Origin of the sequence: Ruminococcus sp. 5_1_39BFAA, assembly GCF_964240875.1 — a bacterium.
GTDB lineage: Bacteria > Bacillota > Clostridia > Lachnospirales > Lachnospiraceae > Blautia_A.
Window position 1 is genome coordinate 21,521 of record NZ_CAXSVO010000014.1, and the last position, 23,965, is coordinate 45,485.

The window sequence follows — 23,965 nt, forward strand, 5'->3', positions numbered from 1 at the left end:
ATGAAAAAGGTTCTAACCGTGCTTTTGATTGTACTGCTTGCCTTGACAGTTTTGTGCGTGACCGGGGTTCTTCTGTTTCGCCATTTTGTTGCTGACCAGATCATGGATAAGGGCGGCATGATGAATCCGGACTATATGGATGGAACAGATGCCGTCCCTATACTGGATGGCGATCATACATACGTCGATAATGAAAAGCTTCTTCAAGTGATTACGGGCACCTGGTCAAGCGAGGACGGGCACTATACCATAAAGCTGGATAGCGACTATCGCATTATACTTTGGCTGGATGGTGAGCCGTTGTTGGAGGATCATATCCAATTTGTTTATCTTCAGCCGGGGATCATCCGGTCTACGGAGCTTTCATTGGACTCCTGTATATTGCAGAAGGAAGATGGATCTCCTGCGGGAGAAATCACTTCCTTTTACCATGAAGTCTCTGAGGAAGATACCAGCGGCAGACTGATCGTGGAGATTGACCTTGCGGACAACAGCAAAACCGTCGAATTCAAAAAACAAGAGAAATAACCAAGGATGCTGAGAAGGAACAGTGTCCTATACAACAAAAACGGAGGAAATTACAATGACTAACAACGGACAGAAATTTTTGAAGATCACTTCTATTTTGATGATCGTAGGCGGCATCATCGCTGTTATCGCCGGGGTAATCGCGATCCTCGGCGTCAGCGCCCTGGCGGCGCTCGCGGGGAGCGCAGAGGGGACTGGCCTCCTCTACGCCAGCTCCATCCTTGTGACGATTTCCTCGGTAATTCAGATCATCGCCGGCGCAAAAGGTCTCAAGGCGTGCAAGGTTCCTGAGACCGCCGGGAAGTGCGTGACCTGGGGCATCGTGATCGCGGTCCTAAGCATTATCTCCATGGTGATCGGTCTGATTGGCGGCGGAGACTTCAATATCACGAATCTGGTGCTCAATTTGCTGGTGCCTGGTCTGTATGTCTACGGTGCGCTGAAAACGAAGTCCAATGTAAATGGATAACTGGTAGTACATTATAACCACTTTTGAAAGAAAAGATTATTATGAAAAAAACGAACAAGATTTTAGCTATTCTTCTGGTACTTACAATGGTATTCGCTCTGGCTGCCTGCGGCGGAAACAACGGCAACAGCGCGCCCAAAACGACAACGGCTTCCGGCGACATGGTAACGGTGGAACTTCCTTCCGGCTGGAGCCTGGTTACCGGCACCGACATGTTCGGAACTGACACGGCGGATGTTATCTGCCATACCGAGGATTATCAGACTGGCGACCCCTATCTGCAGGTTGAAGAATATCCCCAGGATCTGGACGGTGCAAAGGCGGTTCAGGAATCCGGCAATCCCTATGGAAACTACGCGGGGGAAAAAGAGCTGACCAACGGTACATGGTACCTGGCTGAAAATGCAGCTGTCGCACAGATTGACGAAAAAGTGTTTATGGTAAAGGGCTACAAGTGCGATTTTGGAAGTGATGAGGTACAGAGCATCCTCGGCAGCCTCCAGTGGGTCAAATAAATCACATTACATAAAAAGAAAGCAATCTGGTCATGAGGAAGTTTTTATCTGTTCTCATTCGAGCTGGAGGACGGCGAGGAGTGGTACATCTCTTGTAATATGAGCGAAAATGTCATAAACGGCCTCTGGTAAGCAGAAAGCTTCTCGTGTATTGCGCCCGCTCCCTCGCGGGCACATTTAAAGCATTTATGAACAGGGCTGCTGCGCCGCAGCAACCCTGTTTTCACTCAAACCGACGGAGGCTGCCCTTGGCAACGTTGGTACCAAATTGGAAGAAGCGGATGGCGGAAGTACCGTCGCCGTTTCTGAAACAGGGAGGAATGACACATGAGTCTTTTACAGGAATACAAATGCCCATGCTGCGGCGGCGCGATAGCCTTTGACAGCGGGATACAGAAAATGAAATGCCCATTTTGTGATACGGAATTTGAAATGGAAGCTCTGGCGGCCTATGACAGCGAACTCACTTCCAGTCAGACAGATGACATGAATTGGGAAACAGCCGCCGGTGGAGAATGGCAGGAAGGCGAAGCAGATGGACTTCGCTCCTTTGTGTGTAAGTCCTGCGGCGGAGAGATTGTTGGCGATGAAAATACTGCTGCAACTTCATGCCCCTTCTGCGGAAATCCGGTGGTCATGATGGGGCAATTTTCCGGTACTCTGAAACCGGATTATATTATCCCCTTCAAGTTGGATAAAAAGGCTGCAAAGGCAGCGCTTCAAAAGCATTATGGCGGCAAGCGGCTTCTTCCGAAAATTTTCAAGGATCAGAATCACATTGATGAGATCAAGGGAGTGTATGTTCCCTTCTGGTTGTTTGATGCAGATGCAGAGGCAAGCATCCGTTATAAAGCGACCCGTGTCCGCACCTGGAGCGACAGCAATTATAATTACACGGAAACCAGTTTCTTTGCGGTCAGCCGGGGCGGCGTAGTTGGTTTTGAACGAGTCCCGGTGGATGGCTCGTCCAAAATGCCGGATGATCTGATGGAGTCTATTGAACCATTCCGGTTTTCCGATGCGGTAGATTTCAGAACAGCATATTTGGCGGGGTATCTGGCGGATAAGTACGATGTAGATGCCGAGCAGAGTATTGAACGGGCCAATGAGCGGATCAAACGGAGTGCTGAGGAAGCCTTTGCTTCTACGGTACAGGGTTACACCAGTGTGGTTCCGGAAACAAGCAGCGTAAAGCTGCACGGTGGAAAAGCAAAGTATGCGCTCTATCCGGTGTGGCTGCTAAATACCACATGGAACGGACAAAAATATACATTTGCCATGAATGGTCAGACAGGAAAGCTGGTGGGCGATCTTCCCATCGATAACAACGTAGCGCGGAAATGGACCATAGGTCTTACGGCCTTGTGCAGTGCTGCGACTTATGGTATTGCCTGGCTGCTGCATTTTGCAGGCATTATATAAGGAGGGCAGACAGATGAAAAAGAGAATATCTATGATTTTAGTGCTACTCATTCTTTGTTTCAGCATGGCAGTACCGACTTTTACAGCTGGTGGTGCAGAGGATACGGACGGATTTACGGATGAGTATTATCGTTTGCAGGATCTTGCCGACGTTTTAACAGAGGAAGAGGTTAGCGAGATTCAAAAGCTGCTTGACGAAATGAGTGTGCGTTTAAAATTTGACCTCGTTATTGCGACAGTGGACAATCTGGAAGGTTGTACCGTTCAGGATTATGCGGATGATTGGTATGATTACTGCGAGTTCGGCTATGGAAGCAATAAAGATGGCGCTCTGCTGTTGATCAGTATGGAGGAGCGGGACTGGTATATTTCAACTTGCGGATATGGCATTACGGCTTTTACAGATGCCGGGATTACATATATTGGGGAACAGATAGGTGATGATTTGTCAGCTGAGAATTATGCAGAAGCTTTCCGCACGTTTGTCCGGTTTGGTAATCAATTCGTTACTCAGGCAAGAGATGGCGATCCTTTTGACAAATCTGATCTGCCTAAGAAACCATTGTCTGCGATTTGGATTGCAATTTCCCTTGCGATTGGCTTTGGAGTTGCAAAGATTATAGTGGGTTCCATGAAAAGTCAGCTGAAGACGGTTCGCGCCCAGGCAGCAGCAAGCAGCTATGTTCGGGAAGGCAGCATGAATGTGACGGAAAGCAGAGATCTGTTCCTCTATCATAAAGTTGACCGTACAGAAAAATCAAAAAATAACAGTTCTGGAAGCAGTACCCATAAATCGTCCTCTGGTACAAGGCATGGAGGCGGTGGTGGGAAATTCTAAGGAATCACTTTGGGAGGTATAGTTATACATAAAACGATTACACTGTTTTCAAAACGATTGGAGTTGTATTATTTACTTATAAGATATTTTGGTTCCGAATATGAGGTGGACAGATTTGGATATAGGCAAGAAAGGGAAGAAATTTTGACAATTCTGGATAAAGGACCGGAACTTCTTATAATAGAAGTGGAATGCAGTTTCATAGAAGCATTAAATTTAGCTAGGAGATTTAGGTTATGTGCATATACTGGATTCATTTTACTAATTTCTACTACGAAAGAAAGGGACAAACAGATTGAGGAAAAAATATGTGCGATAGATTCTGGTGTTGATGAATACCTTGGACATAGGGCAGACAAATGAAGAAATTATTGCAAGTGTAAAAGCACTTTTGAGACGATTTCAATGGAAAGCGGATTTGGAGCTTAGGATTTCTGGAAGAAACTTTTTCCGGATATATGGTGGAAGGAGAATAAAGGGGATACAGAAACAGACAAGAGATTATCTAAAAAACATAAAAATTGCCACATTTGTCATAGACATGTGTGGCAATTTTTATGTTTTTTATACTTAGGATAGAAATATTAAAATGAATATGACAGATAAATACGGAGGGAAGATGAAAACAGTCGTTACTTTGATAATAGCCGCTTTGATGTTTTGCCAAAATCCTCTTGGAAAACAGGAAGATGATATAAGCTTTGACAAGGGGGATTTTTTATATGAAGCGTTAGGAAATGATAAGCTGGCAGGGATGAAAGAAGAGCTTCCCGTCAAAATATGTGTAGTGAGGGATGATAACGGATGGCAGGAGATTGCAGAATTGACAGAAACAGGAGAGATAGAAGCGGCTGCACAATCGTTTATGGATATCCGTATAGGGGAAAAGACGGATATTTGTGTAACAGATCGGTATAACTCTATAAGTTTTGTTTTTGATGATGGAGAAAAGGTTGAACTCCAACTTAATGATGCAAATCTGGAATGGAAAAAGAATGACAAATTCTACATTTATGAGTTGGAGGGTATTGTTGATTTTTGGAAAATTGCGTATCAGAAAACGGCAGGGTAGGTGAAAATATGATTTTTTGTGAAAAGTTAAGCGAATATATAGAAGAACTCTCATGCACAGGAAAGGAACTTGCGCAGAATTCCGGCCTTTCTGAGGCTGTCATCAGCAGATATCGAAAAGGAGAGAGAGTTCCATCTCCAGACAGCATTCAGCTTAAGAAACTGGCAGAAGGAATTGTGTGGACGGCCAGAGACAAAGGAATACAGAATCTGAATAAAAGAGAGGTCTTTCAGATATTATATGAAGCATTGGTACAGGAGGAACATACAGAAATTGTTTTTCATGAAAAACTGGATCAGATGATAAGAGAACTGGACATTAATGTTTCAAAAATGGCGGCGTCCCTGCATTATGATGCTTCCTATATATCCAAAGTTCGTACAGGAAGAAGAATTCCATCAAATCCGGAGGCGTTTGCGAAGGGAATATGCGGCTATATCATTTCCCATTTTTCGGATGAAAGAGGACGGGAAAACGTTGCATCTATCATAGGCGTTGGCGAGAAGGAACTGGAAGAAAAGGAAGATTATCTGGAAAAATTAAAGGGCTGGTTGTGTTCCGGAACTTTGGCAAAACCGGATTATGTTTCTGGTTTTCTGAAAAAGATGGACGAGTTTGACCTGAATCATTATATCAGAGCTATTCATTTTGACACATTGAAGGTGCCAAAGGTTCCGTTTCAGCTTCCGATTTCCAAACATTATTACGGATTAAAGGAAATGCGCGAGGGAGAGCTTGAATTTTTGAAAAATACGGTGCTCGCAAAGTCTATGGAGCCGTTATATATGTGCAGTGATATGCCGGTGGAGGATATGGCGGCGGATGAGGATTTCTCAAAAAAATATATGTTTGGACTGGCAATGGTGCTGAAAAAAGGGATTCATATCCATATCGTCCATGATGTTGAGCGTCCTGTGAAGGATATGATGCTGGGACTGGAAAACTGGATTCCGCTGTATATGACCGGACAGATCCATCCCTATTATCTGAAAGGAATTCAGAACAGGGTGTATTCCCATCTGCACTATTCCTCCGGCACAGTTGCGATGACCGGCAACTGTATTTCCGGACACCATGATCATGCACATTATTACCTGACCAATAACAGGGAAGAGGCGGTGGTCTGCCGAAAAAACATGGAGTTTCTGCTGAAAAAGGCCAGACCTTTGATGGATATCTACCGCGAAGAACGAAAAAAGGAATTGTGGGATTTTTTGGATGAGGAGGCGGAAAGTGTGGGGAGAGGGAGGAGGATTTTGGCTGCTCCTCCGCTGTTTGCTGTATCGGAAAAACTGCTGTCAGTGATCCTGAAACGGAATCAGGTCACGGAAAACGAACAGCAGCAGCTTCTGAACTATCAGAAAATGCAGAGGAACAGGATGGAAAAGATACTTTGCCACAGCACGGTGATAGATGAGCTGTCGCTGATTAGCGAAAAAGAATATGTGGGACATCCCATGAACCTATCCATGCCGGAATGTTTTCTGGAAAAGGATGTCCTGCTTTCCTACGAAGAATACTGTGCTTGTGTGAAGGCAGCCGAACTCTATGATACGGAACATGAAAATTATCAGTTCAGACTCACAAAGGTGAAAGGCTTTCGCAATATTCAAATCACCTGCTATGAGGGAAAATGGTGCATGGTATCTAAGAACAGGGCGCCTGCGATCCATTTTGTGATCCATCATCCAAAACTCAGGTATGCATTGGAAAATGTCAGGCTGCCTATTATGGATAACGGATGAGAGAAAAATAAAACAGATTAGGGAGGTATCATATGAAAAGATTCATGTTAGCTGTATGTGCAGGGATTATGGTAATGTGCAGCACGGTGTATGCGGGAGACAGCATGCAGAATCCATTGGATTTTACGGATAATCTGCTGGCAGATGGCTCTTCCGTCTACTATTTTGAGGAAGTGGCAGTGACACTTCCTGCAGACTGGAAGGGAAAATACAGTATTGAAGTGGAAGGAAATTCTGCAATCTTCTATCATAAGGCGAGCCGGGAAAAATGGATGGAAAATTATGGCAGCATCGGTGGGAAGCTTTTTGCCCTGTCCTATTCTGTGAATCACGATTTTCAGGATTTACCGGATTTTTATTATATCGGCTTCAGTGAGGAGAGTGTCTTTAACTATTACCTTACAGTCCCCACAGATGCGCAGGCTTATATGGAAGACAGCGCTATTGCGGAAGAATTTCAGCAGATGAGCGCAGAGATTGATTTTGTAAAAGAGCATGCTTATATACTTGGTACGCAGGAAGCTACTGCAGCAGACGAAGCTATACAGGACAGTGTTACCGAAGAAATCAACGATATAGAGAATCTTATTTTAGGAAAAGTCGGAGATACCGCTAATACAGAGATAACGGAAATCCCGGAAACCACAGATACGGCAGAACTATTGGAATACCATTTTGATGAGACACAGGCAGGATATGAGGGAACCTGGGTGGACATGAAAGGTGGCTATCAGGTGTATCTTCCATCAGACTGGAATGTTTTAAATGTAACAGAAGAAGACGTGGCAGATTATGAGTATATGTATATGGCAGCTTCAGAGGATGAAAGTACAAGTTTTGTTGCTATGGGTATCTCTCTGGAAGAATTCCTGAAAGAATTAGACGCAGAGGAGCTGGAGGAACTTAGAACAAGCGGGTATACTATGCTGGAATTAATTCAGGAAGGACTGGGGGAAGATGGATGCGAAATGATTACCGTCAATAATATTCCCTGTGCAGTCATGGATATGCAAGACTCCGGTACACTTGTAATGTTTTTAAGTGAGGATGAAACGGTTTATCACGCGGTGATAGTTGTTGCAGATGACCTTTCCAATCACGTTTATACAGAGTCAATTCTGCATTCTGTGAGATGGGTAGACTGAAGAGGAGCTGTTTCTGCAAATGAAAAACCAGAATAAAGGGGATGGGGGAGAGTTGGCGTGAAAGTGAAATGGACAGGTTTTTCGATTCTGTTCCTTTTGATTGTAGGCATTCTTTGCTGTACAAAGGAGAGTTATGCGGCGGATGCAGAGCAAAGTGGACGTCCGGCGGGCAGCGGACTAAGTGATATCTGGAAACAGAAGATTGCCAATCGTTATGGCTCAGAGTCAGAGAATTCATCCGATAAGGATTCAAATGAAACTACACAAAACCCGGAGAATGCGCCTATTCAGCTGACTGCTGACGACATTGAGAGGATGAATGATGGAGATGTGACGATGCTGTTTTCCGAGGAAGGCTACCTGACATTTCTAAGAGGGAAATATTATGAGGAAAAAGTAACGAACGTGGAAGAAGGGATTGAGTCGCTGCTAGGCATGGCTGAGCTTCTGGGGCTTACCAGGGGAGCTGAATTCTTTGGTGTATATTCGGAGACAAACCAGTATGGTTATACATACTATATCTATAAACAACGGTATGGAGAACTGACCCTGCAGAATGCGGTTCTGAAGATCGTGGTGGATCCGAAGGGTTACACTGCCGGGCTGATCTGTTCATTTACACCGAATATCGGTTTTGCACCGAAAACCCAGTCTTCAATCACGCCGGAAGGAGCGGAGGAAATCGTAAAAACCAGATATCCGGAATACTCGTTTCAATTTTATCCGGCGGCGGCCAGACAGACATCTGTGACCATTGATGGAATCGCATACCACGCCTGGGCGATCTTTACAAATTATCCGCCGGAGGCAGGTCCTCTGGAGGGACGGGGATATTTGGAACATCTGATTGCTTTTGACGGTTCTTACCTGACCTACATGGCGGTGAGTTCTCCGGAGGAATTGGTTCTGGGAGATAATGTGCAGGAGGAGTTGGCACTTTCCTGGTTTGAAGGAAAAATGGCAGATACATACACGGGTACCGTTACTCTGCACGACGGAAGCAGGAAAGAGATTACAGTTCCGGTGGTCAGAGATTCCGAAGGAACCTATTATCTGGCAGATGCAAAACGGCATATCCTTTTGACAGATTATTATATTTATAAAACACAGATGCAGTATCAGCCCTTCACATCCAGGGAGAATACTGGATGGTCGGAACACTATCTCCTGACCTATGAAAGCTACATAAAGGTCTTTGATTTTTTTAACAGTTTTGGTATGACCTCTGTGGATGGATTCGGAATGCCGATTTTGATTCTTACAGATTACTGTAATGACATAGGAGTTCCCATTGATAACGCCTGCTATCTGGGGCAAAATGCGGGTTGGGCGCTGTTTGCTGCCAGCGCGGTGAATGATTTTGGAGAGAGCATCGATGTGATCGCCCATGAGTTCACCCATGGAATCACGTCCTACACGTTGGCGGGAGATCTGTATGAGAATGAACCAGGGGCAGTGAATGAGGCGCTCAGCGATATCCTTGGAAATCTGTGCGAGATGATGATGGGAGAAACAGGTGACAGACAATGGCTTCTGGCCGAGAATTCCGGCAGAACGATCCGGAGCATGAGTTTCCCGTGGCTTTACCGTCAGCCGGCAACAGTCGGCGGAGATTTCTATCAGGAGATGTCGGACAATCCGACTCTGGATGATGATTTCGGAGGCGTTCATGTAAACAGCTCTCTGGTAGCACATTTGGCATGGCAGCTCTGTGCGCAGGGAATGGAGCTACAGGATGCGTTCTGTCTGTGGAAAGAAGTGATCAATCTTTTGACGCCATATTCCGGATTCCGTGAAGTACACCATGCGCTTGTATTTGCTGCAGAGATTATGCAGATGGATGTGAAATGGATGGGGATGATCCATATGGTATGTGAGCAGGCAGGATTTTAAACAGAAAATTTGAAAGGAGAAAAATATAATGAAAAAAACAGGAAAAATGGGAATAGCTTTTATGCTGGCGGCTATGCTGACGGCCAGCACGGTCTCTGCGGAATCAGGACTCAGCATTTTTGGGGAAATCGGGGAGGAGAGCAATCAGATTACTGCGCCGCAGAGTGCTTTAACATCCTCAGGAGATATCGTTGCGCTGGATGATTTGGGAATATCCATTGTTGCTTCAGATTATATGGCGATCAGGCAATCAGATGGATTTGTCTATATTTATACGGCAGAGGATGACTCCATACCTTATGTGATCATCGGAAGATATGATAGCGCTTCCGATGATTTCGCAGATGCCTTCACTGTTTATATGTCCGGATGTTATGAAGATCTCAGGGTAGTGGAAGAAGCCGCTCCGACTGTAATTAACGGCAATACTTTCAGCAGGATCGTTTATGAGTACACAGTCAGCGGATATACGGTAACGGATACCCGTCTCTTTCTGGGTTGGAACGGCAGCACCTATATGTTTGGCTCAAAAGAGATTCCAGCGCTGAACTATCTGGTAGGCACCGGCTATTTGGAACAGGTGGCAGGCGGTTTTGCGCCTCTTGCAGGCGGTGACAGTGATTATGACAAACATGTGGACAGCAGCCGCAGCGTGACCGGGCAGAGTATGCCGGTAACGAATCTGGGAGGACTTGGGGATATTGTTCTTGAGAGAGACAGCGATGACGCATCTGAAGGCAAAGATACGGTTGGCGGGAATGCAGGAAGTGTCGGAGGTATTGCAGATAATACTCAGATAGAGGAAGCAGCAGGAAGCATTACGTTTGATGAATCCGTGGCAAATTTTACGGGAACATGGGTGGAGTTTCAGGACGGATTTAAGCTGTACCTGCCGAAGAACTGGACGCAGTATCCTATTACAGATGAGCAGAAGAATGCAGGAGCACTCTATTTAGCCTATGATGCGTCTTTGGAAAGCTCGCCTTATATTGAAGTGGACTGGGCGAACAGCCAGGGGTATACCACGCTGGATGAGCTGGCTGCAGATCTGACAGCAGCAGGGTATTCCGTGGATGACAAGGTTCTGGTCAATGGAATAGAATGCATTTCTTACAGCAATACAACAGACAATATGAGCGGTTTGATGTTTTTCCACCCTCAGAGCACGGATTATGTCTTTGTGGTAATTGCCGGATCTTATTCTGCCGATGTGGATACGTTGGCTGCAATCCTCTGTTCCCTGAGTCCGAACAATTGACCGTATTTATTGATTTGAACGCCAGGAGGTAAGGATGAGAAGGGCAGTATGGAAACAGATTGTAAAATATATAACAGTCTCCGGAATAGGATTGACTTTGTGTGCCGGACTGATTTCCGGTATGGAAGCGAAAACAGTAACGGCAGAAGAGTTATCGGGATACGGTGTGCATGGTGATTTTGATATAGGAGCATCAAAGGCGGCAGCCGGTGTCGGGGACATGATAGGAGAAGAAAGTTCTTCCCTTGAAAATAAAATGTGGGAGATGGATGGCGGAAATTCTTTTGCCGGGTTTACGGCAGGCGGAATAGGAAACAGTCAGGTCAGCCAGCCGGATACCATGGAATCCACATCCAAGGTATCAGGTTTCAAAATTACAGAGGTACAGGACAAGGAAACCGGAATGACGGTTGCCCGCTGCTATGCGCCATCCGATTACACCATAAACGAAGAGACTATCTGGTGCGGAAAATGGCAGAGCGCAGGGGTGCCCGCACAGGTTTATCTGACAGCATTAAGCCCGGATGGAAATACGGTGATGGGATTTTATTCCCAGGTGGGCTACGAGCATTTGCTGGAGAGCAGTATCAGCGGATCTGTTTATAAGCAGCATCAGGACGGGGTATTTGATACGGAGTATATGACACCTATGCTGCAGTTTATGACAGCAGATGCCTACTGTGATTATTTGGCGCAGTCCATCCTTCCGAACCAGCAGCTTCAGTTTATGAGTCAGGAAGAGGTGACAGCGGAGCATCAGAACAGGATGGATGCTTTAGCATATGAACTGTATCAGCAGATGGGACAGCTGGTATCCGGAACGGGCATCAGTGTGGATGATGCGTATTTTGGCTCAACGGAGAGGGTTTATTCGGTGACGCTGAATGGTTTTCCATTTTTGCTGACCGTTTCCGTTGCCACACAGGGGGTACAGATGTCTGCTTACATGGATTTTGGATACAATGTTACGGTAAAACAGTCCTTTATTTCATGGGAATCTCCGTGTGCTTTTTTTATACTGACTCCGGCAGATGAATATGACGGGAATTACGCCAACTATGAGCAGTTTGTATTGAATACAACGGTCAGCGATCAGTTTACAGCTGCGTTGATTCAGACAAGGGATAAGATTCTCCAGACAATGACACAGTCAGGGTGTACCAGCATGAATGATGTCAGTGACTACTGTCAGAGCAGTGTTAGTTCATCGGCAGGCCCGGATACCTCTTATTCAGATGAACGTTTTACGGATTATATTTTTTCACAGAACGATTATACACTGTCCAATGATGACCATGTAAAGATACCCACCTCATACGATTATGTGTACGCAGATGACAATGGGAATGTTTATGTGACCAACAGTACCGATCAGCCGGCAGGAACGACGCAGTTGTATCCGAACTGAGGATATGGGGTAACCCAGATATCGCCAAGTAAATGAATTTGGCAGAAAGCACAAAAATCGTAAATGGTTTTTGTGCTTTTTCCATGGTAAACCGATGAATGCAGTAATATTCTCGACAGCATTAGATTTCAATAAAAATCACACCTAATTTATCAATAGAAGCAGCAGAAACGGAAGAAATGGTTGTGCCGTGAATGTAACACATGGGGGTACCGGGGAAAAATTCTGAAAATAAGTAGCATTCAGGAATGTATTAACATAATAATGGTTTTTTTCTAGTTATGAATAAAGTCTTTGATGAAATGTTGGATTTGAGACATGGTTATACGTAAGAAACTTTTAATTTTTTCAGAAACGTTAGAATTATATCATTTACTTATACATCATTTTGGAGCAGAGTATGAAGTAGAGACTTATAGAAAAAATGAATGGGATAGCAAGAAGGAAAAGCTGTTGCCGACTGTTCTCAATAGAGTTACGCTTGTAATTATAGAAATAAAGAACTGTTTCAGCGAGAGCACTAGAATAGTCAGACAGATTCAATTATATTCATTTTCAGGATACACTCTTTTCATTTCCCGAGAAGAGGACCGAACCAGGCAGATTGAGGAAAAAATCTATGCGATTGATTCCGGAGCAGACGAATATCTGGCATATCCACAGACAAATGAAGAAATTTTAGCCAGTGTGAGAGCTTTATTGCGGAGGGCTCATTGGAAAAGAGTTTATGCATTGAGGATTAGTGGAAAAGAGCTTCAAATCAATCCACAGACACGAAAAGTTTCTGTGGATGGCTTAGAATTTATTTTCACAAAGACAGAGTTTGCCATTTTGAGTTACCTGATTTTTCATTTAAATAAGGCTGTTTCTTATAAGGAACTTTATGAGGCAGTATGGGAAAAGGAATACCTTCATGATGATATGAATATCATGGCGCATATCCACCGTATACGAAAAAAGATGGGGGATGATACCAAAAATCCTCTATACATACAGAATGTATATGGAACCGGATATATGATAGAGGGGGAATAAAGGCACTTGTTGTTTTGGAAAAAATGCCAATGCAGCAAGTGCTTTTTTTCGTTTCGCAGGGGAAGTGTTTTTTCTCTGCATAGGAAATTTCGGATCGTAGATACTAACCTTAAAAAGAAATTGAGGTGATGATATGGCAGTTGCGCATAAAGGGAGCATTTCCATGGGGCTTGTCCTGATACCTGTTGGAATGTATAAAACCACACAGGATAATGATATCCATTTCAACCAGCTTGAGAAGGAGAGCAAGGCCAGGATCAAATATAAGAAATACTGTTCTCATTGTGGGAAAGAGGTAACCAGTGCGGACATTATTAAAGGATATGAATACGAGAAAAATAAATATGTGGTTATGACTGATGAGGAATTAGAGAAAATCAAGACCAAAAAAGATAAGACTATCCATATCATTCAGTTTGCAAAGATGTCTGAGGTAAATATGATCTACTATGAAAAAGACTACTATGCCGTGCCGGAAGTGGGGGCGGAGAAAGCATACGAACTGTTGCGTCAGGCATTATTATCGCAAAAGAAAGTGGCGATTGCGAAAACGGTGATGGGCACCAATGAGAAATTGCTGGTACTGTACCCGACAAAGGATGGGATTATAGTAAAGACGTTATTTTATCAGGATGAAATCGTTGCTATGCCAAAACCTGTGCAAAAGCTGAAGTTAGATGAAAATGAGCTGAACATGGCGAAAATGCTGATTGAGAACATGACAAAACCTTTTGTGGCGGAAGAATTTCAGGATGAATACCAGGCGAGGCTTCGGGAAGCCATTATGAAGAAAATACAGGGACAGGAGATTGTGGCAGTGGATACCATCGGACCGTCGAACGTTATTGACCTGATGGAAGCGCTTCAGAAGAGTCTGGAGTTATCACAGGAACCCGATGAAAAAAGCCGGAAGCAGCTGACGGGGACAGCATAATGGATCTGTTTGATACGCGCGGCGCAAGTCCCATGCTGATCGCACAGCAGATGGATGCATTCGATGATAGCGATTGGATTTATGAGTTAAAGATGGATGGTTTCCGGTGTCTGTCCTATATAGATCAGACTATGGTGGATTTTCGGAATAAACGGAACATGCGGATGCTGTCAAAATTTCCGGAACTGAAGGATATTTATAAAAACGTGAAAGGGCGTTGTATTCTGGACGGAGAAATAGCTGTCCTTGTAAACGGAGTACCGGATTTTTACCGCTTGCAGAAAAGGACGATGCTGACGGACCGGTTTAAGATTGAGTTAGAGGCGGCCAGATATCCGGCTTCCTACGTGGTATTTGACTGCATTTACAGAGAAGGTCAAGAATTTATATGGGAACCCTTGATGGAGAGAAAAGAACAGTTGTCTCAACTGGTTGTGGAAAGTCCGAGAATTGCAGTATCCCGCTTTGTCGAAGGACAGGGAAGGGCGTTATATCAGGCGGCAGAGGCAAGAGAACTGGAAGGGGTCGTGGCTAAACGCAAGGATAGCCCATACCTTATGGGAAAGCGGACAAAGGACTGGGTTAAGTTTAAGCGTATGGCTGATGAAGATTATGTGGTGGCTGGATATATACAGAAAGGCAGGTATACCTTCAGCCTAATCATAGGCAAATACAAGGGGGACATGCTGCTTTATAAAGGGCATGTCACGTCCGGTGTGACAAAAGAGGTGGTATCACTGCTGGAGGTTACGAGGGTGAATCCGTTCCGCATACTGCCATCGGAAAACAAAGATGCCATCTGGGTAAAGCTGAATTATGTATGTACAGTGGAGTTTATGCCAAATCTCCAGAATTCTTTACGACAGCCGGTTTTTAAGGGTATCCGGGAGGATATCCTACCAAAAGAGGTACAGGTATAAAAAGAAAAAGAAGCACGTTAAAGTGGAGAAATCATGGGAAATGTGTTATGTTATTCTTAAGTTCAAAAAATGTTATATAAGTAGTAGCGCTGGAATAAATGCAAATTGATGGATAGAAGTTAACTGGGATGGAAATGAGGGATAGTCAAAGATGAGGAAAGAGGAATCCGAAGAATGCTGCGGCATTTTTCGGATTTCTTTACAGAAGAACAGCTTCGTGAGAACATGGAACTTATAATCTGCAAACGATGTTTGAAGTGGTGAAAGAATACTTTCAGAGTTACCTGCAGGAGGATGTGCTGCTTTATGCGATTGTCACGGGGAAAAGACATTTCCTGAAACTGGTGGATGAAAACAGCGAAGATTTTTTGTCTGTGAGAAGGGATTCGCTTTTATTGGAGCCAGATATTTACAGGAACTATCTGAATCTGAATACGCTGAATGAGAAGAATCTTCGGGATAGCTACGACCTGAAAATAGCGTATAAGAAAGGCAAGGAATACCTGGACAGGAAAAGCTATACATTTGAGGAACTGAAAATGCTTGCACCATTGCAGCCTTATTATTATCAGTTATACGGATTCCTGACAAATGACAGAAGTGATGAACGTATGCGTATATTAAGGGAGCTTGTAAAGCGTGACTGTGTGCCATATCCGAAAGAGGAAGATGAATCTGGGCTGAAAAATCTGGCGCGGCGGTTGTCCGAAAAGCCGCTTTCTGTGTGGATGCGGGAGGAATTAGGGCATGTTAAGGATTTAGACGCGCATGTCTCTGTAGAGCTTCTGACAGACTGGGAAGATTACCAGAGATTTATTCCCGGCATTAATAACGAGCGGCAGGCAATCTATCTGGTACGGAACAGGGATATATTGTCAAAATATGAAACGCTGGATCAATTTCAGGAAAGTATGCTTCAGGATGACGAGACTTGGTTGTGGCTTAAGGAAAACCTATCAATTACAGACGAATTTGTAAAACGCTATGAGGGCAGAGTCCGCCAGTTTGTGTATAATGGCGAGGCGGAGATTGTGCGCCAGTTTTGTATGGAAACAGAGCATAAACTGGAAACGGTACGCCGGCTTCTGACAGCGGAACTGATGGGGGAATTTGAAAAATTGAAATATCATGAGGAAGATCTGGAAAGGGAGATCGCTTATCCGGTACCCGTAGAAGTAGAAGACGCATGGAAGGATAATTTGTCCAGGAGTGTAGATGACTGCAGAATCTGGGAAGAGGACAGGTTTATCCCGGTACTGCAGATAGGGGAAATACCAATACATACCTGTATTTCTTACCGTGGTGGTGTCAATAAAGAATGCTTATTATCCTGTTTTGACGCCAATAAAAAGGTTATTTATCTTGAAAAGAATGGACGGATTGTATTCCGTGCGCTGATCAGATTGACAAAAGGATCTGTAACTGAAAAACCAATTCGGGCGAAGCGGGTAGAGTTTGTGGATCTGACAAAGGAAAACGGCAGTATGGAGGGAATCGAAGAACTGATATTATTCTTGGAACGCCCCTACTTTGGAGGAATCAGCGAAGAGCAGGAGAATGAGGTGGTATCCTGTGTATATCAGATGGTGCGTGAAAAAGCAAAAAGGATGCGTGCCCGTGTGGTGATCAGCAAAAGCTACGAAAAGTATGCGGCATCAAAGGAATATGAACTTATGGATTATTATGTTTACATTTCCGCATCTAAAAACGGGAAACAGTATCTGGACAGCCTTTACGGGGAGGCGACAGTGAGCGATTCAGGCACATACGGGAAAAATAAGTTCCTGATGGTGTGTACAGAAAAGAGAGAGATCGCAGCATAGAAACTTTTTCGCCGCAGGAATCAGGGAAAATCAGGGAACGCCAGTTTGGGTGGTGTTCCCTAGTTTTCTTTTGCCTCGTCTGGCACATATTCCATGATATCTTCTATGCGGCAGTCAAGGATCTTGCAAAGATTATTCAAGGTGACGGTTTTCACTATCATATTGTGCCGCAGCCTGTGAAGCTGGGCTTTGTCAATGCCGTAATCTTTAATCAGCTTGTATTGGCTGATATTTTTTTCTTTCAGTGTAGACCATAGGCGGTCATATTTTATCATTTGGTTATCACCCCTTATTACTGTATTTTAAAGGGCTGGGTTCTACAAAGATATGGTGCGCGTGTACACCATAAAAGCAATAGAAAAAAGGGCATTGTAAAACTGAGAGGCTTACAATGTCCTATTTATCTTTATCGTCTGGCACATATTCCATGATATCTTCGATCTGACATTCGAGAATCTGGCAGAGTCTATTCAATATGATGGTTTTGACAACCATATTTTTTCTTAATCTGTGAAGCTGTGCTTTATCAATGCCATATTCATTTATGAGCTTATACTGGCTGAGATTTTTCTTCTTGATCGTAATCCACAGGCGGTCATATTTTATCATCCATTTCACTTCCTTCTCTTGCATTTTAAATGTCAATTCTTTATAATGATATGGTGCGTGTACGCACTATATCATTATTATGAGTGAAAAATAAAAAGAAATACGGAATGATGACAGGAGGAGAAATCTTGGCAATAAAATGGGGGATTCCATCTTTTGTGATAATTTGCTGTTTCCTGTTTTACGGGTGTGGCAAGGCACAGACAGAAATAACGGAGACCAAGATATCATTGGAAGAGTTTCAAATAGAGGTTACTTCTGTGGTAAAACCAGAAGACTGTTATATTTGCGGGGACAGAGAGGAAAGTCTGATGCCCTATTACGCAGGCCGTGATTCGATCGGCATTGTTCACTGAAACCAACTGGAAATCATTGATTCGGATGCAAGAGCCTATGATGATGAGGGAAATGAATTGTTCGGCCAGAATGGCAGCGGTATGAGTACTTGTTCTTTTGGAAATGGTTATGGCAGTGTTTATGTAAATGGCACTCCAAACCGGGGATTTACGCATGTGAAGGCGTACTATGAGGATAAAGATGAGTTGGATTTTATGGAGGTCCGCAAGATGGTTTGTCAGAAATGCTTAGATAAAGCGGCAGAGTTTTATGAAGATCAGAAAAAAGCCGGAGATGATAACAGGATTGCGACAACAGGGTATTGTCTGATAGATTTTTCAACGAGAGAACTTTATACGTTGTCTGATCCGTATAGAGGATATTTTATCAGAGACTATTACGTTACCTATGATATTATAGAGGACAAAGAGGGTACGGAGGATCATATAGAATTACTCATACTATATGCTCCGGAACGGAAAAGTAGTATATGAAGGAGAAGGGGCATGTGGTGTGAAAAGAGAAGGGGAAAGCGTATGACAGCGAAAGAAAGGGATAAAAAGGCAATCCGATTACTGGCTGCATCGTTTGGAGCGTATATTCTGGTATATCTTTATTTGATATTCTGCTATAAAATAAATGTGCGGGAAGATGTGACCGCATGGGGATTTGTAATACTTACTTTAGTAGGAGCACTTTGTGCATACGCATACGGAAAGCTGCCGAAACCAGAGATATCACCAGAATGTCTGGAAGAGTTAGAGAAAATGATTGAGAGTATGAAAGAGGATGTATAAATGGCACGGCAGCGCTGAGGAAAAGATGGCCTGTCGGCTAAATTGGCGCAATAGGACTAATGGGGTACTACATTTTACTACGATTGAGAGACTAAGAATAAAAAGCGTAAAAGTAACGGTCTGGAGCAGAAAATTCTGTTTTTCAGACCGTCTATATTATTCCGATATAGGATTAAGCATTGTTTCGATATCGACGGTAAAAAGTGATAAACTGTGCCAGTATTATACCGAATGCCTTACACACTGTTTCTAAGATGGGAAGCGTGGGTGCTTTTTTCTGTTGAACATATTTGTAACTGAGGAGTGAGAGAGGTTTGCTTCTTTTGCCAATCGGTAATCCGTCCAGCCACGTTCCTCCATCAACTTTTTATGCATTTTTGCGCATCCATACTGTGTATCCATAAAGGAGAGGATAAAGCAACGGATTTGTCCTTAATTATGTTGTAAAAAGTAGGTTAATGGAACGAAAAAAGACCAGCGTTGCTGATCTTTTTTCATTACTCCTTATTTATCGTATTCTTATATTGTATTCCCCACTGTTCCATGGCACCTATAATTGGCCGCATAGATTCGCCTAATTCGCTTAAAGCATATTCTACCCTCGGTGGGACTTCGGGATAAACTGTACGAGTGATAATTCCATCGGCTTCCATAAAACGCAGACTGTCCGTTAGTACCTTTTGGCTGATTCCTTCTAAATTTTTTTGCAGTTCATTAAAGCGCCACGGTCGGACAAGTAGATTACGCATAATCAGCAACTTCCATTTACTTCCTATAAGCTGCACTGTAGTCGCCACCGGGCAAGCAGGTAATTCGTCTTTAGCTTTCACTTTTATCACCTCTCTTAAATTATCGTTAATACATTATTATTTTATGTTACATTCATTTCTGATGTTACATTCATTATAGCATTGACAGTCTCTGAAATCAATGTCTGCGGGTATGTTCAAGAAAAATTTACAATTTCCTATTGGCCGAAAAGCCCGAGAAAGCTCAATAGTTACAAAAAGGTGCGTATCCCAATAAAAAGGTGCGTACTTGTGGGACTGAGAAAAATTCGTAAAATGGTAAGTACAGAGAGCAAAACAGCACTCTGAATACTTACTTGGAGGTCAAAACAATGGCACTTTCTAACCTGTCTGGATGGAACAAGAAAATGGAGGCAGCTCCTGCTTCTGCTTGTGGTTCTGCCTGCGGCGCTTCCGATAAACCGGAAGAAAAGCCTGCTGCCTGCGGTTCCGCTTGCGGTGCTGGCGATAAGCCTGCCGAAGCTCCTGCTGCCTGTGGTGCTGCTGATAAGCCGGAAGAAAAGCCTGCTGCTTGCGGCTCCGCTTGTGGCGCTGGCGACAAGTAAATTGTTCTATTTCCACTAAAGCCGTTCCCGGCGGGAACGCTCTCGTCGGGAACATTTGAAATGTTACTCGGTCAATCCGATTTATATATAAGTGAGGTAATTCGATATGAAACAGTATTTTTCTTTCCAATGGCACATCACTGATGAGTGTGACCAGCGATGTAAGCATTGTTATATCTTTTCAGAAGATGCTTGTAAGCATCTGGATGCTATGAGTTGGGAGCAGATGCAGGATACCTTTTACAACTGTCTGGACTTCTGCAAAGTATATGAGCGCCTGCCGTATTTCTATATTACCGGCGGCGATCCCATCCTGCACCCTGATTTTTGGAAGTTGCTCAGGCTAATGAAAGAGAACGACATCCCTTTCACCATTCTCGGCAATCCTTTCCATCTGAATGATGAAGTGTGCCGCAAACTGAAAGAATACGGCTGCCAGAAATATCAGCTTTCTCTTGACGGTATGCGGGAAACACATGACTGGTTCCGTAAACCGGGCAGCTTTGATATCACCCTTGAAAAGATCGCCTGCATCAAGAAAGCTGGTATTCGTAGTGTCATTATGACAACCGTTTCAGGCACGAACATTGAGGAGATTCCTGACATCATCGACACGGTAGTGGCACACAAAGTCGATGTGTTTGCCTTTGCCCGATACTGTCCAACCAGTGAGGAAAAGGATACCGACATTGATCCGATGCGCTACCGGAAGCTGTTGGAAACCTGCGATCAGAAGTTTAAGGAGTATGAGGCGGCAGGCTGTGAAACTTATTTTAACAAAAAAGATCATCTTTGGACGCTGTATGAATATGAAACCGGTGCTTTCAAAATTCCAAAAGTAGTGGAAGAAGGTATGATTTACGGCGGCTGTAACTGCGGCAACTGTCACTTGACTATTTTACCTACTGGCGATATTTTCGCCTGTCGCCGGGTACAGAACAGCAAAGTCGCAAATGTGTTTGAGGATAGAATTGCCGATGTGTGGGTCTGCCAGATGGAAAGTTACCGGGACTATACCAAATTTGAAAAATGTGCAAAATGTGAATTGTTGGCATGGTGCCGGGGCTGTCCCGCTGTCGCCAGTGGCAAGAACGGCAACTTCTATGCAGCCGATCCGCAATGCTGGAAGGAGGTCTGATGATGGAGTTATTGGAACTTATAAAATACCGTCGTTCGATTCGCAAGTATCAAAATAGACAGATTGACCGTGATACCTTGCAAAAAATTATTGAAGCAGGGCTGTACGCTCCTAATGCTGGAGGTGGCCAGCGCACATTCATCTGCGCCATTCATGATAAAGATTTGTGTGAGAAGATCGGAAAACTCAATCTTGCCCGGTTTGACAGATCGAGACTGGCCGGCTCCTATGTTTCAAAGAATCAGCCCAGCATTATTGACGATCCGGCAATCAAGAGTGGATTTTACGGTGCGCCTACGGTTTGCGCGATTTTTGCCCCGAAGAAATTTTTGTATAGTATTCCCGACGCATTTTGCTGTGCTGAAAATATGGTACTGGAAGCGGCGGAACTTGGTATTTCTTCCTGCATCATTGCCAGAGGCGAGGAAACCTTTGACAATGAAATTGGCAGCCGATTTTTAGAAGAATGGGAAATCCCTCAAAACTATATTGCCAGATGCTTTGTACTGCTTGGTTATTGTAATGGTGACTATCCGCAGGCAAAGCCCAGAAAAGAAGGGCGATACAAGATTATTGGCTAAGGAGGGGGAAATATACGATGGGAGCAGAACAGAAAGCTCATTTCAGGGTTGATAAATCAAAATGTATTCAGTGTGGAAAGTGTATCAATACTTGCTCTGGCATGGTAATTGTCTTTGGTAAAGATGGTTACCCGGAAATGAAAGAGTTTGAACGGTATGGCTGGCGTGGTTGTTGGAAATGCCAGCACTGTTTGGCCGTATGTCCGCAGGGGGCAATTTCTATCTTTGATAAAAAGCCGGAAGATTCTCTGTTACCTCCCCCGCCTGAAATGGGAGGCTATATGGAACAACTTATTGTCAATCGTCGTTCTTGCCGGAGGTATCTGGATAAAAATGTTGATCCGCAGATCATTAACCGGATTTTAAGTGTTATGGCTGCGGCCCCGACCGGGGGAAACTCCTGTAATGTGGAATATACCGTCATTGACGATAAGGACAGGGTAAAAGAAATTTGGCAGCTTGCTTATTCAAAAATGGAAGCGGATGCAAAAAAGCATATTTACACAAACAGCTTCAGCGATTTTTATTACGGCAAAATGAAGCAGTCTGAAAAAACGGTTAGGAAAAATGATCTGTTGTTTTGTGGAGCACCGCATCTGTTTATTGCCCATGAAAAATGCGCGGGCAAATGGGCAGAGGATTCTAAGGTGAATTGCAATATTGCAACTGCGTACTTTGAACTTATTGCCAATGCTTTTGGTCTCGGCACAGTCATTATGAGTTACCCAGCGGAAGTATTACAGGAGCTTGCGCCGAAAGCCAGAGCAATGTTGAACATTCCGCAAGACCATTATATGAAACTGATCGTTGGATTTGGTTATCCTGAAATTGAATACGCAAGAGGCGTGCAGAAGGATAAGAATCACAAAATACATCGTTATACGAAGAGCTGACAAAAGGAGGAATGCTGCACATGGATTTTATAGATATTTCAAAGAAACGTGTTACTGTGCGGAAGTTTGCACAAACACCTGTGGAGGAAGAAAAAATACAGAAAATTTTGGAGGCCGGGCGCTGGTCGCCTACGGCGGTCAATGCCCAGCCGCAGCGAATCCTTGTGCTGAATACACTGGAAAGTTTAGCAAAGGTCAGAGAATTTTGTTCCTTTGGATATAGCCAGAAGTATGTGGATTTAGCAAAGGAATGTGATGATAAAGAACACGGGAAGATTAACTTTTACTATGGTGCCCCACTCGTTCTTTTTGTTACCTATGATAAATCTGCATGCTGGACGCATCCGCAGAGTGGTAAAAGCAGCGGAGCTACAGACGCTACGATTGTAGCTACACACATGATGTTGGAAGCGGCAAGCCTTGATCTTGGAAGTGTATGGATCAGCTACTTTGATGAGGGAAAAGCAAGAGAACTGCTTTGTTTACCGGAGAACTGGCAGCCAGTGTGTATGCTTTATATTGGCTACCCTGCTACGGATTTTGTGCCGAATACAAAAGTAGGATGCCATAGAAAACCGCTGGAAGAAACCTGCTTTTATAACACAGTACCGAAAGAATAGGAAGGGGGATTCCGAAATGGACGCAAAAACTTGTTTACAGAAATTGCAGTATGTGGGCGTTTTAGCCTTTGCAACGGTGGATGAATACGGGAATCCGCAGGTTCGGAATATCAGCGCGATTCACTATGAGCCGGATGCCATGTACTTTTTTACGGCAAGGGGAAAGGATTTCTGTAAAGAGCTGCTTTCGGATGGCCGGGTACAGATACTTGGATATACCAAGTATAAGGAAATGATTCGTTTGGCGGCAAAGGCTGTGCCTGTTTCGCAGACGGAGCAGCAGAAATGGAACGACATCATTTTTTCAGAGCAGCCCTATCTTTCCAATGTGTATCCGGGAAATACGAGAAGTATTGGCGTTGTATTTGAAATCAAGGATGCGGTGATTGAATATTTTCATCTCGGAGTAAATCCTATCTTCCGGGAGGTTTATGCAATCGGCAATGGAAATGTCTGGACGAAAGGGTTTCAGATTACAGAGGGCTGTATTGGATGCGGAAAATGCCAAAGGAACTGCCCGCAGCGGTGTATTACGGAAGGGCAGCCATTTATAATCCAGCAAGAGCATTGTCTCCATTGCGGTAATTGTTATGAAAACTGTCCGGTAAAGGCGGTAAGAAAGCGGGGATGAC

Annotated in this window: 29 protein-coding genes and 1 pseudogene; 26 read left to right on the forward strand and 4 right to left on the reverse strand. The window is 44.0% G+C overall.

Annotated elements, in window-relative coordinates:
* From ACESZH_RS14535 to ACESZH_RS14610, 16 genes are all read left to right on the forward strand, one after another.
* Complete coding sequence (locus ACESZH_RS14535; RefSeq protein ID WP_373219920.1) at window positions 1-528, forward strand: hypothetical protein; 528 nt, start codon at window positions 1-3, stop codon at window positions 526-528.
* A gap of 55 nt (window positions 529-583) precedes the next feature.
* A complete protein-coding gene (locus tag ACESZH_RS14540; RefSeq protein ID WP_373217453.1) occupies window positions 584-997 on the forward strand; it encodes a hypothetical protein in 414 nt (137 codons plus the stop codon).
* A 41-nt stretch (window positions 998-1,038) separates the two neighbouring features.
* On the forward strand, window positions 1,039-1,512 hold the full coding sequence (locus tag ACESZH_RS14545; RefSeq protein WP_373217451.1) for a hypothetical protein: 474 nt from the start codon (window positions 1,039-1,041) through the stop codon (window positions 1,510-1,512).
* A gap of 327 nt (window positions 1,513-1,839) precedes the next feature.
* Window positions 1,840-2,934 carry a hypothetical protein gene (locus ACESZH_RS14550; protein WP_373217450.1) on the forward strand — a complete coding sequence of 365 codons (1,095 nt, stop codon included), beginning with the start codon at window positions 1,840-1,842 and terminating at the stop codon, window positions 2,932-2,934.
* A 13-nt stretch (window positions 2,935-2,947) separates the two neighbouring features.
* On the forward strand, window positions 2,948-3,772 hold the full coding sequence (locus tag ACESZH_RS14555) for a TPM domain-containing protein (RefSeq protein WP_373217448.1): 825 nt from the start codon (window positions 2,948-2,950) through the stop codon (window positions 3,770-3,772).
* A 9-nt stretch (window positions 3,773-3,781) separates the two neighbouring features.
* Window positions 3,782-4,135 carry a hypothetical protein gene (locus tag ACESZH_RS14560; RefSeq protein ID WP_373217447.1) on the forward strand — a complete coding sequence of 118 codons (354 nt, stop codon included), beginning with the start codon at window positions 3,782-3,784 and terminating at the stop codon, window positions 4,133-4,135.
* A 226-nt stretch (window positions 4,136-4,361) separates the two neighbouring features.
* A complete protein-coding gene (locus tag ACESZH_RS14565; RefSeq protein WP_373217445.1) occupies window positions 4,362-4,844 on the forward strand; it encodes a hypothetical protein in 483 nt (160 codons plus the stop codon).
* Between the two features lie 8 nt (window positions 4,845-4,852).
* The gene (locus ACESZH_RS14570; RefSeq protein ID WP_373217444.1) at window positions 4,853-6,589 is read left to right on the forward strand and encodes a helix-turn-helix domain-containing protein; all 1,737 of its coding nucleotides are present in this window, start codon (window positions 4,853-4,855) and stop codon (window positions 6,587-6,589) included.
* A 32-nt stretch (window positions 6,590-6,621) separates the two neighbouring features.
* Window positions 6,622-7,734, forward strand: a complete 1,113-nt coding sequence (locus tag ACESZH_RS14575) for a hypothetical protein (RefSeq protein ID WP_373217443.1) — start codon at window positions 6,622-6,624, stop codon at window positions 7,732-7,734.
* Between the two features lie 57 nt (window positions 7,735-7,791).
* Complete coding sequence (locus tag ACESZH_RS14580; protein ID WP_373217441.1) at window positions 7,792-9,627, forward strand: M4 family metallopeptidase; 1,836 nt, start codon at window positions 7,792-7,794, stop codon at window positions 9,625-9,627.
* 28 nt (window positions 9,628-9,655) lie between these two features.
* A complete protein-coding gene (locus tag ACESZH_RS14585; protein WP_373217439.1) occupies window positions 9,656-10,885 on the forward strand; it encodes a hypothetical protein in 1,230 nt (409 codons plus the stop codon).
* A gap of 34 nt (window positions 10,886-10,919) precedes the next feature.
* The gene (locus ACESZH_RS14590) at window positions 10,920-12,293 is read left to right on the forward strand and encodes a hypothetical protein (protein WP_373217438.1); all 1,374 of its coding nucleotides are present in this window, start codon (window positions 10,920-10,922) and stop codon (window positions 12,291-12,293) included.
* A 318-nt stretch (window positions 12,294-12,611) separates the two neighbouring features.
* Entirely contained in the window at window positions 12,612-13,328 is a 717-nt protein-coding gene (locus ACESZH_RS14595; protein WP_373217437.1) for a winged helix-turn-helix domain-containing protein, read from the forward strand.
* 133 nt (window positions 13,329-13,461) lie between these two features.
* Window positions 13,462-14,262 (forward strand): Ku protein, encoded by an 801-nt coding sequence (locus tag ACESZH_RS14600; RefSeq protein WP_373217436.1) that lies wholly within the window; start codon window positions 13,462-13,464, stop codon window positions 14,260-14,262.
* Window positions 14,262-15,182 (forward strand): DNA ligase, encoded by a 921-nt coding sequence (locus ACESZH_RS14605; protein WP_373217435.1) that lies wholly within the window; start codon window positions 14,262-14,264, stop codon window positions 15,180-15,182. Before ACESZH_RS14600 ends, ACESZH_RS14605 begins: the two co-directional genes overlap by 1 nt.
* Before the next feature lie 260 nt (window positions 15,183-15,442).
* A complete protein-coding gene (locus ACESZH_RS14610) occupies window positions 15,443-17,005 on the forward strand; it encodes a hypothetical protein (protein ID WP_373217434.1) in 1,563 nt (520 codons plus the stop codon).
* A 59-nt stretch (window positions 17,006-17,064) separates the two neighbouring features.
* Here the strand turns inward: ACESZH_RS14610 and ACESZH_RS14615 are convergent, their stop codons facing one another.
* Together ACESZH_RS14615 and ACESZH_RS14620 are read right to left on the reverse strand one after the other, a co-directional pair.
* Complete coding sequence (locus tag ACESZH_RS14615) at window positions 17,065-17,280, reverse strand: helix-turn-helix domain-containing protein (protein WP_373217432.1); 216 nt, start codon at window positions 17,278-17,280, stop codon at window positions 17,065-17,067.
* A gap of 121 nt (window positions 17,281-17,401) precedes the next feature.
* Window positions 17,402-17,614, reverse strand: coding sequence for a helix-turn-helix domain-containing protein (locus tag ACESZH_RS14620; RefSeq protein ID WP_373217430.1), 213 nt, complete (start codon window positions 17,612-17,614; stop codon window positions 17,402-17,404).
* A 128-nt stretch (window positions 17,615-17,742) separates the two neighbouring features.
* Between ACESZH_RS14620 and ACESZH_RS14625 the strand changes: the two genes are divergently transcribed.
* From ACESZH_RS14625 to ACESZH_RS14635, 3 genes are all read left to right on the forward strand, one after another.
* Window positions 17,743-17,970 carry a hypothetical protein gene (locus ACESZH_RS14625; RefSeq protein ID WP_373217428.1) on the forward strand — a complete coding sequence of 76 codons (228 nt, stop codon included), beginning with the start codon at window positions 17,743-17,745 and terminating at the stop codon, window positions 17,968-17,970.
* 81 nt (window positions 17,971-18,051) lie between these two features.
* Window positions 18,052-18,444 (forward strand): hypothetical protein, encoded by a 393-nt coding sequence (locus tag ACESZH_RS14630; RefSeq protein ID WP_373217426.1) that lies wholly within the window; start codon window positions 18,052-18,054, stop codon window positions 18,442-18,444.
* Between the two features lie 42 nt (window positions 18,445-18,486).
* Window positions 18,487-18,747, forward strand: a complete 261-nt coding sequence (locus ACESZH_RS14635) for a hypothetical protein (RefSeq protein ID WP_373217425.1) — start codon at window positions 18,487-18,489, stop codon at window positions 18,745-18,747.
* A 249-nt stretch (window positions 18,748-18,996) separates the two neighbouring features.
* Here the strand turns inward: ACESZH_RS14635 and ACESZH_RS14640 are convergent, their stop codons facing one another.
* Both ACESZH_RS14640 and ACESZH_RS14645 read right to left on the reverse strand, forming a co-directional pair.
* Window positions 18,997-19,149, reverse strand: a complete 153-nt coding sequence (locus tag ACESZH_RS14640; protein WP_373219922.1) for a helix-turn-helix domain-containing protein — start codon at window positions 19,147-19,149, stop codon at window positions 18,997-18,999.
* A gap of 95 nt (window positions 19,150-19,244) precedes the next feature.
* Window positions 19,245-19,577, reverse strand: a complete 333-nt coding sequence (locus tag ACESZH_RS14645; RefSeq protein WP_373217424.1) for a winged helix-turn-helix transcriptional regulator — start codon at window positions 19,575-19,577, stop codon at window positions 19,245-19,247.
* Window positions 19,578-19,867: 290 nt separating this feature from the next.
* Between ACESZH_RS14645 and acgA the strand changes: the two genes are divergently transcribed.
* The 7 genes and pseudogenes from acgA (at window position 19,868) to ACESZH_RS14680 (ending at window position 23,964) form a co-directional block, all read left to right on the forward strand.
* Window positions 19,868-20,101 carry an ACGX-repeat peptide gene (gene acgA, locus ACESZH_RS14650; RefSeq protein WP_373217423.1) on the forward strand — a complete coding sequence of 78 codons (234 nt, stop codon included), beginning with the start codon at window positions 19,868-19,870 and terminating at the stop codon, window positions 20,099-20,101.
* A gap of 106 nt (window positions 20,102-20,207) precedes the next feature.
* On the forward strand, window positions 20,208-21,239 hold the full coding sequence (gene acgM, locus ACESZH_RS14655; RefSeq protein ID WP_373217421.1) for a radical SAM/SPASM domain protein, ACGX system: 1,032 nt from the start codon (window positions 20,208-20,210) through the stop codon (window positions 21,237-21,239).
* A complete protein-coding gene (locus tag ACESZH_RS14660; protein ID WP_373217420.1) occupies window positions 21,239-21,820 on the forward strand; it encodes a nitroreductase family protein in 582 nt (193 codons plus the stop codon). Before acgM ends, ACESZH_RS14660 begins: the two co-directional genes overlap by 1 nt.
* Window positions 21,821-21,837: 17 nt before the next feature.
* Window positions 21,838-22,026: pseudogene (locus ACESZH_RS14665) on the forward strand (4Fe-4S dicluster domain-containing protein); the annotation flags it as partial.
* 75 nt (window positions 22,027-22,101) lie between these two features.
* On the forward strand, window positions 22,102-22,713 hold the full coding sequence (locus ACESZH_RS14670; RefSeq protein WP_373217473.1) for a nitroreductase family protein: 612 nt from the start codon (window positions 22,102-22,104) through the stop codon (window positions 22,711-22,713).
* 20 nt (window positions 22,714-22,733) lie between these two features.
* A complete protein-coding gene (locus ACESZH_RS14675; protein WP_373217418.1) occupies window positions 22,734-23,333 on the forward strand; it encodes a nitroreductase family protein in 600 nt (199 codons plus the stop codon).
* 16 nt (window positions 23,334-23,349) lie between these two features.
* The gene (locus ACESZH_RS14680) at window positions 23,350-23,964 is read left to right on the forward strand and encodes a 4Fe-4S binding protein (RefSeq protein WP_373217417.1); all 615 of its coding nucleotides are present in this window, start codon (window positions 23,350-23,352) and stop codon (window positions 23,962-23,964) included.
* Window position 23,965 lies beyond the last annotated feature (1 nt).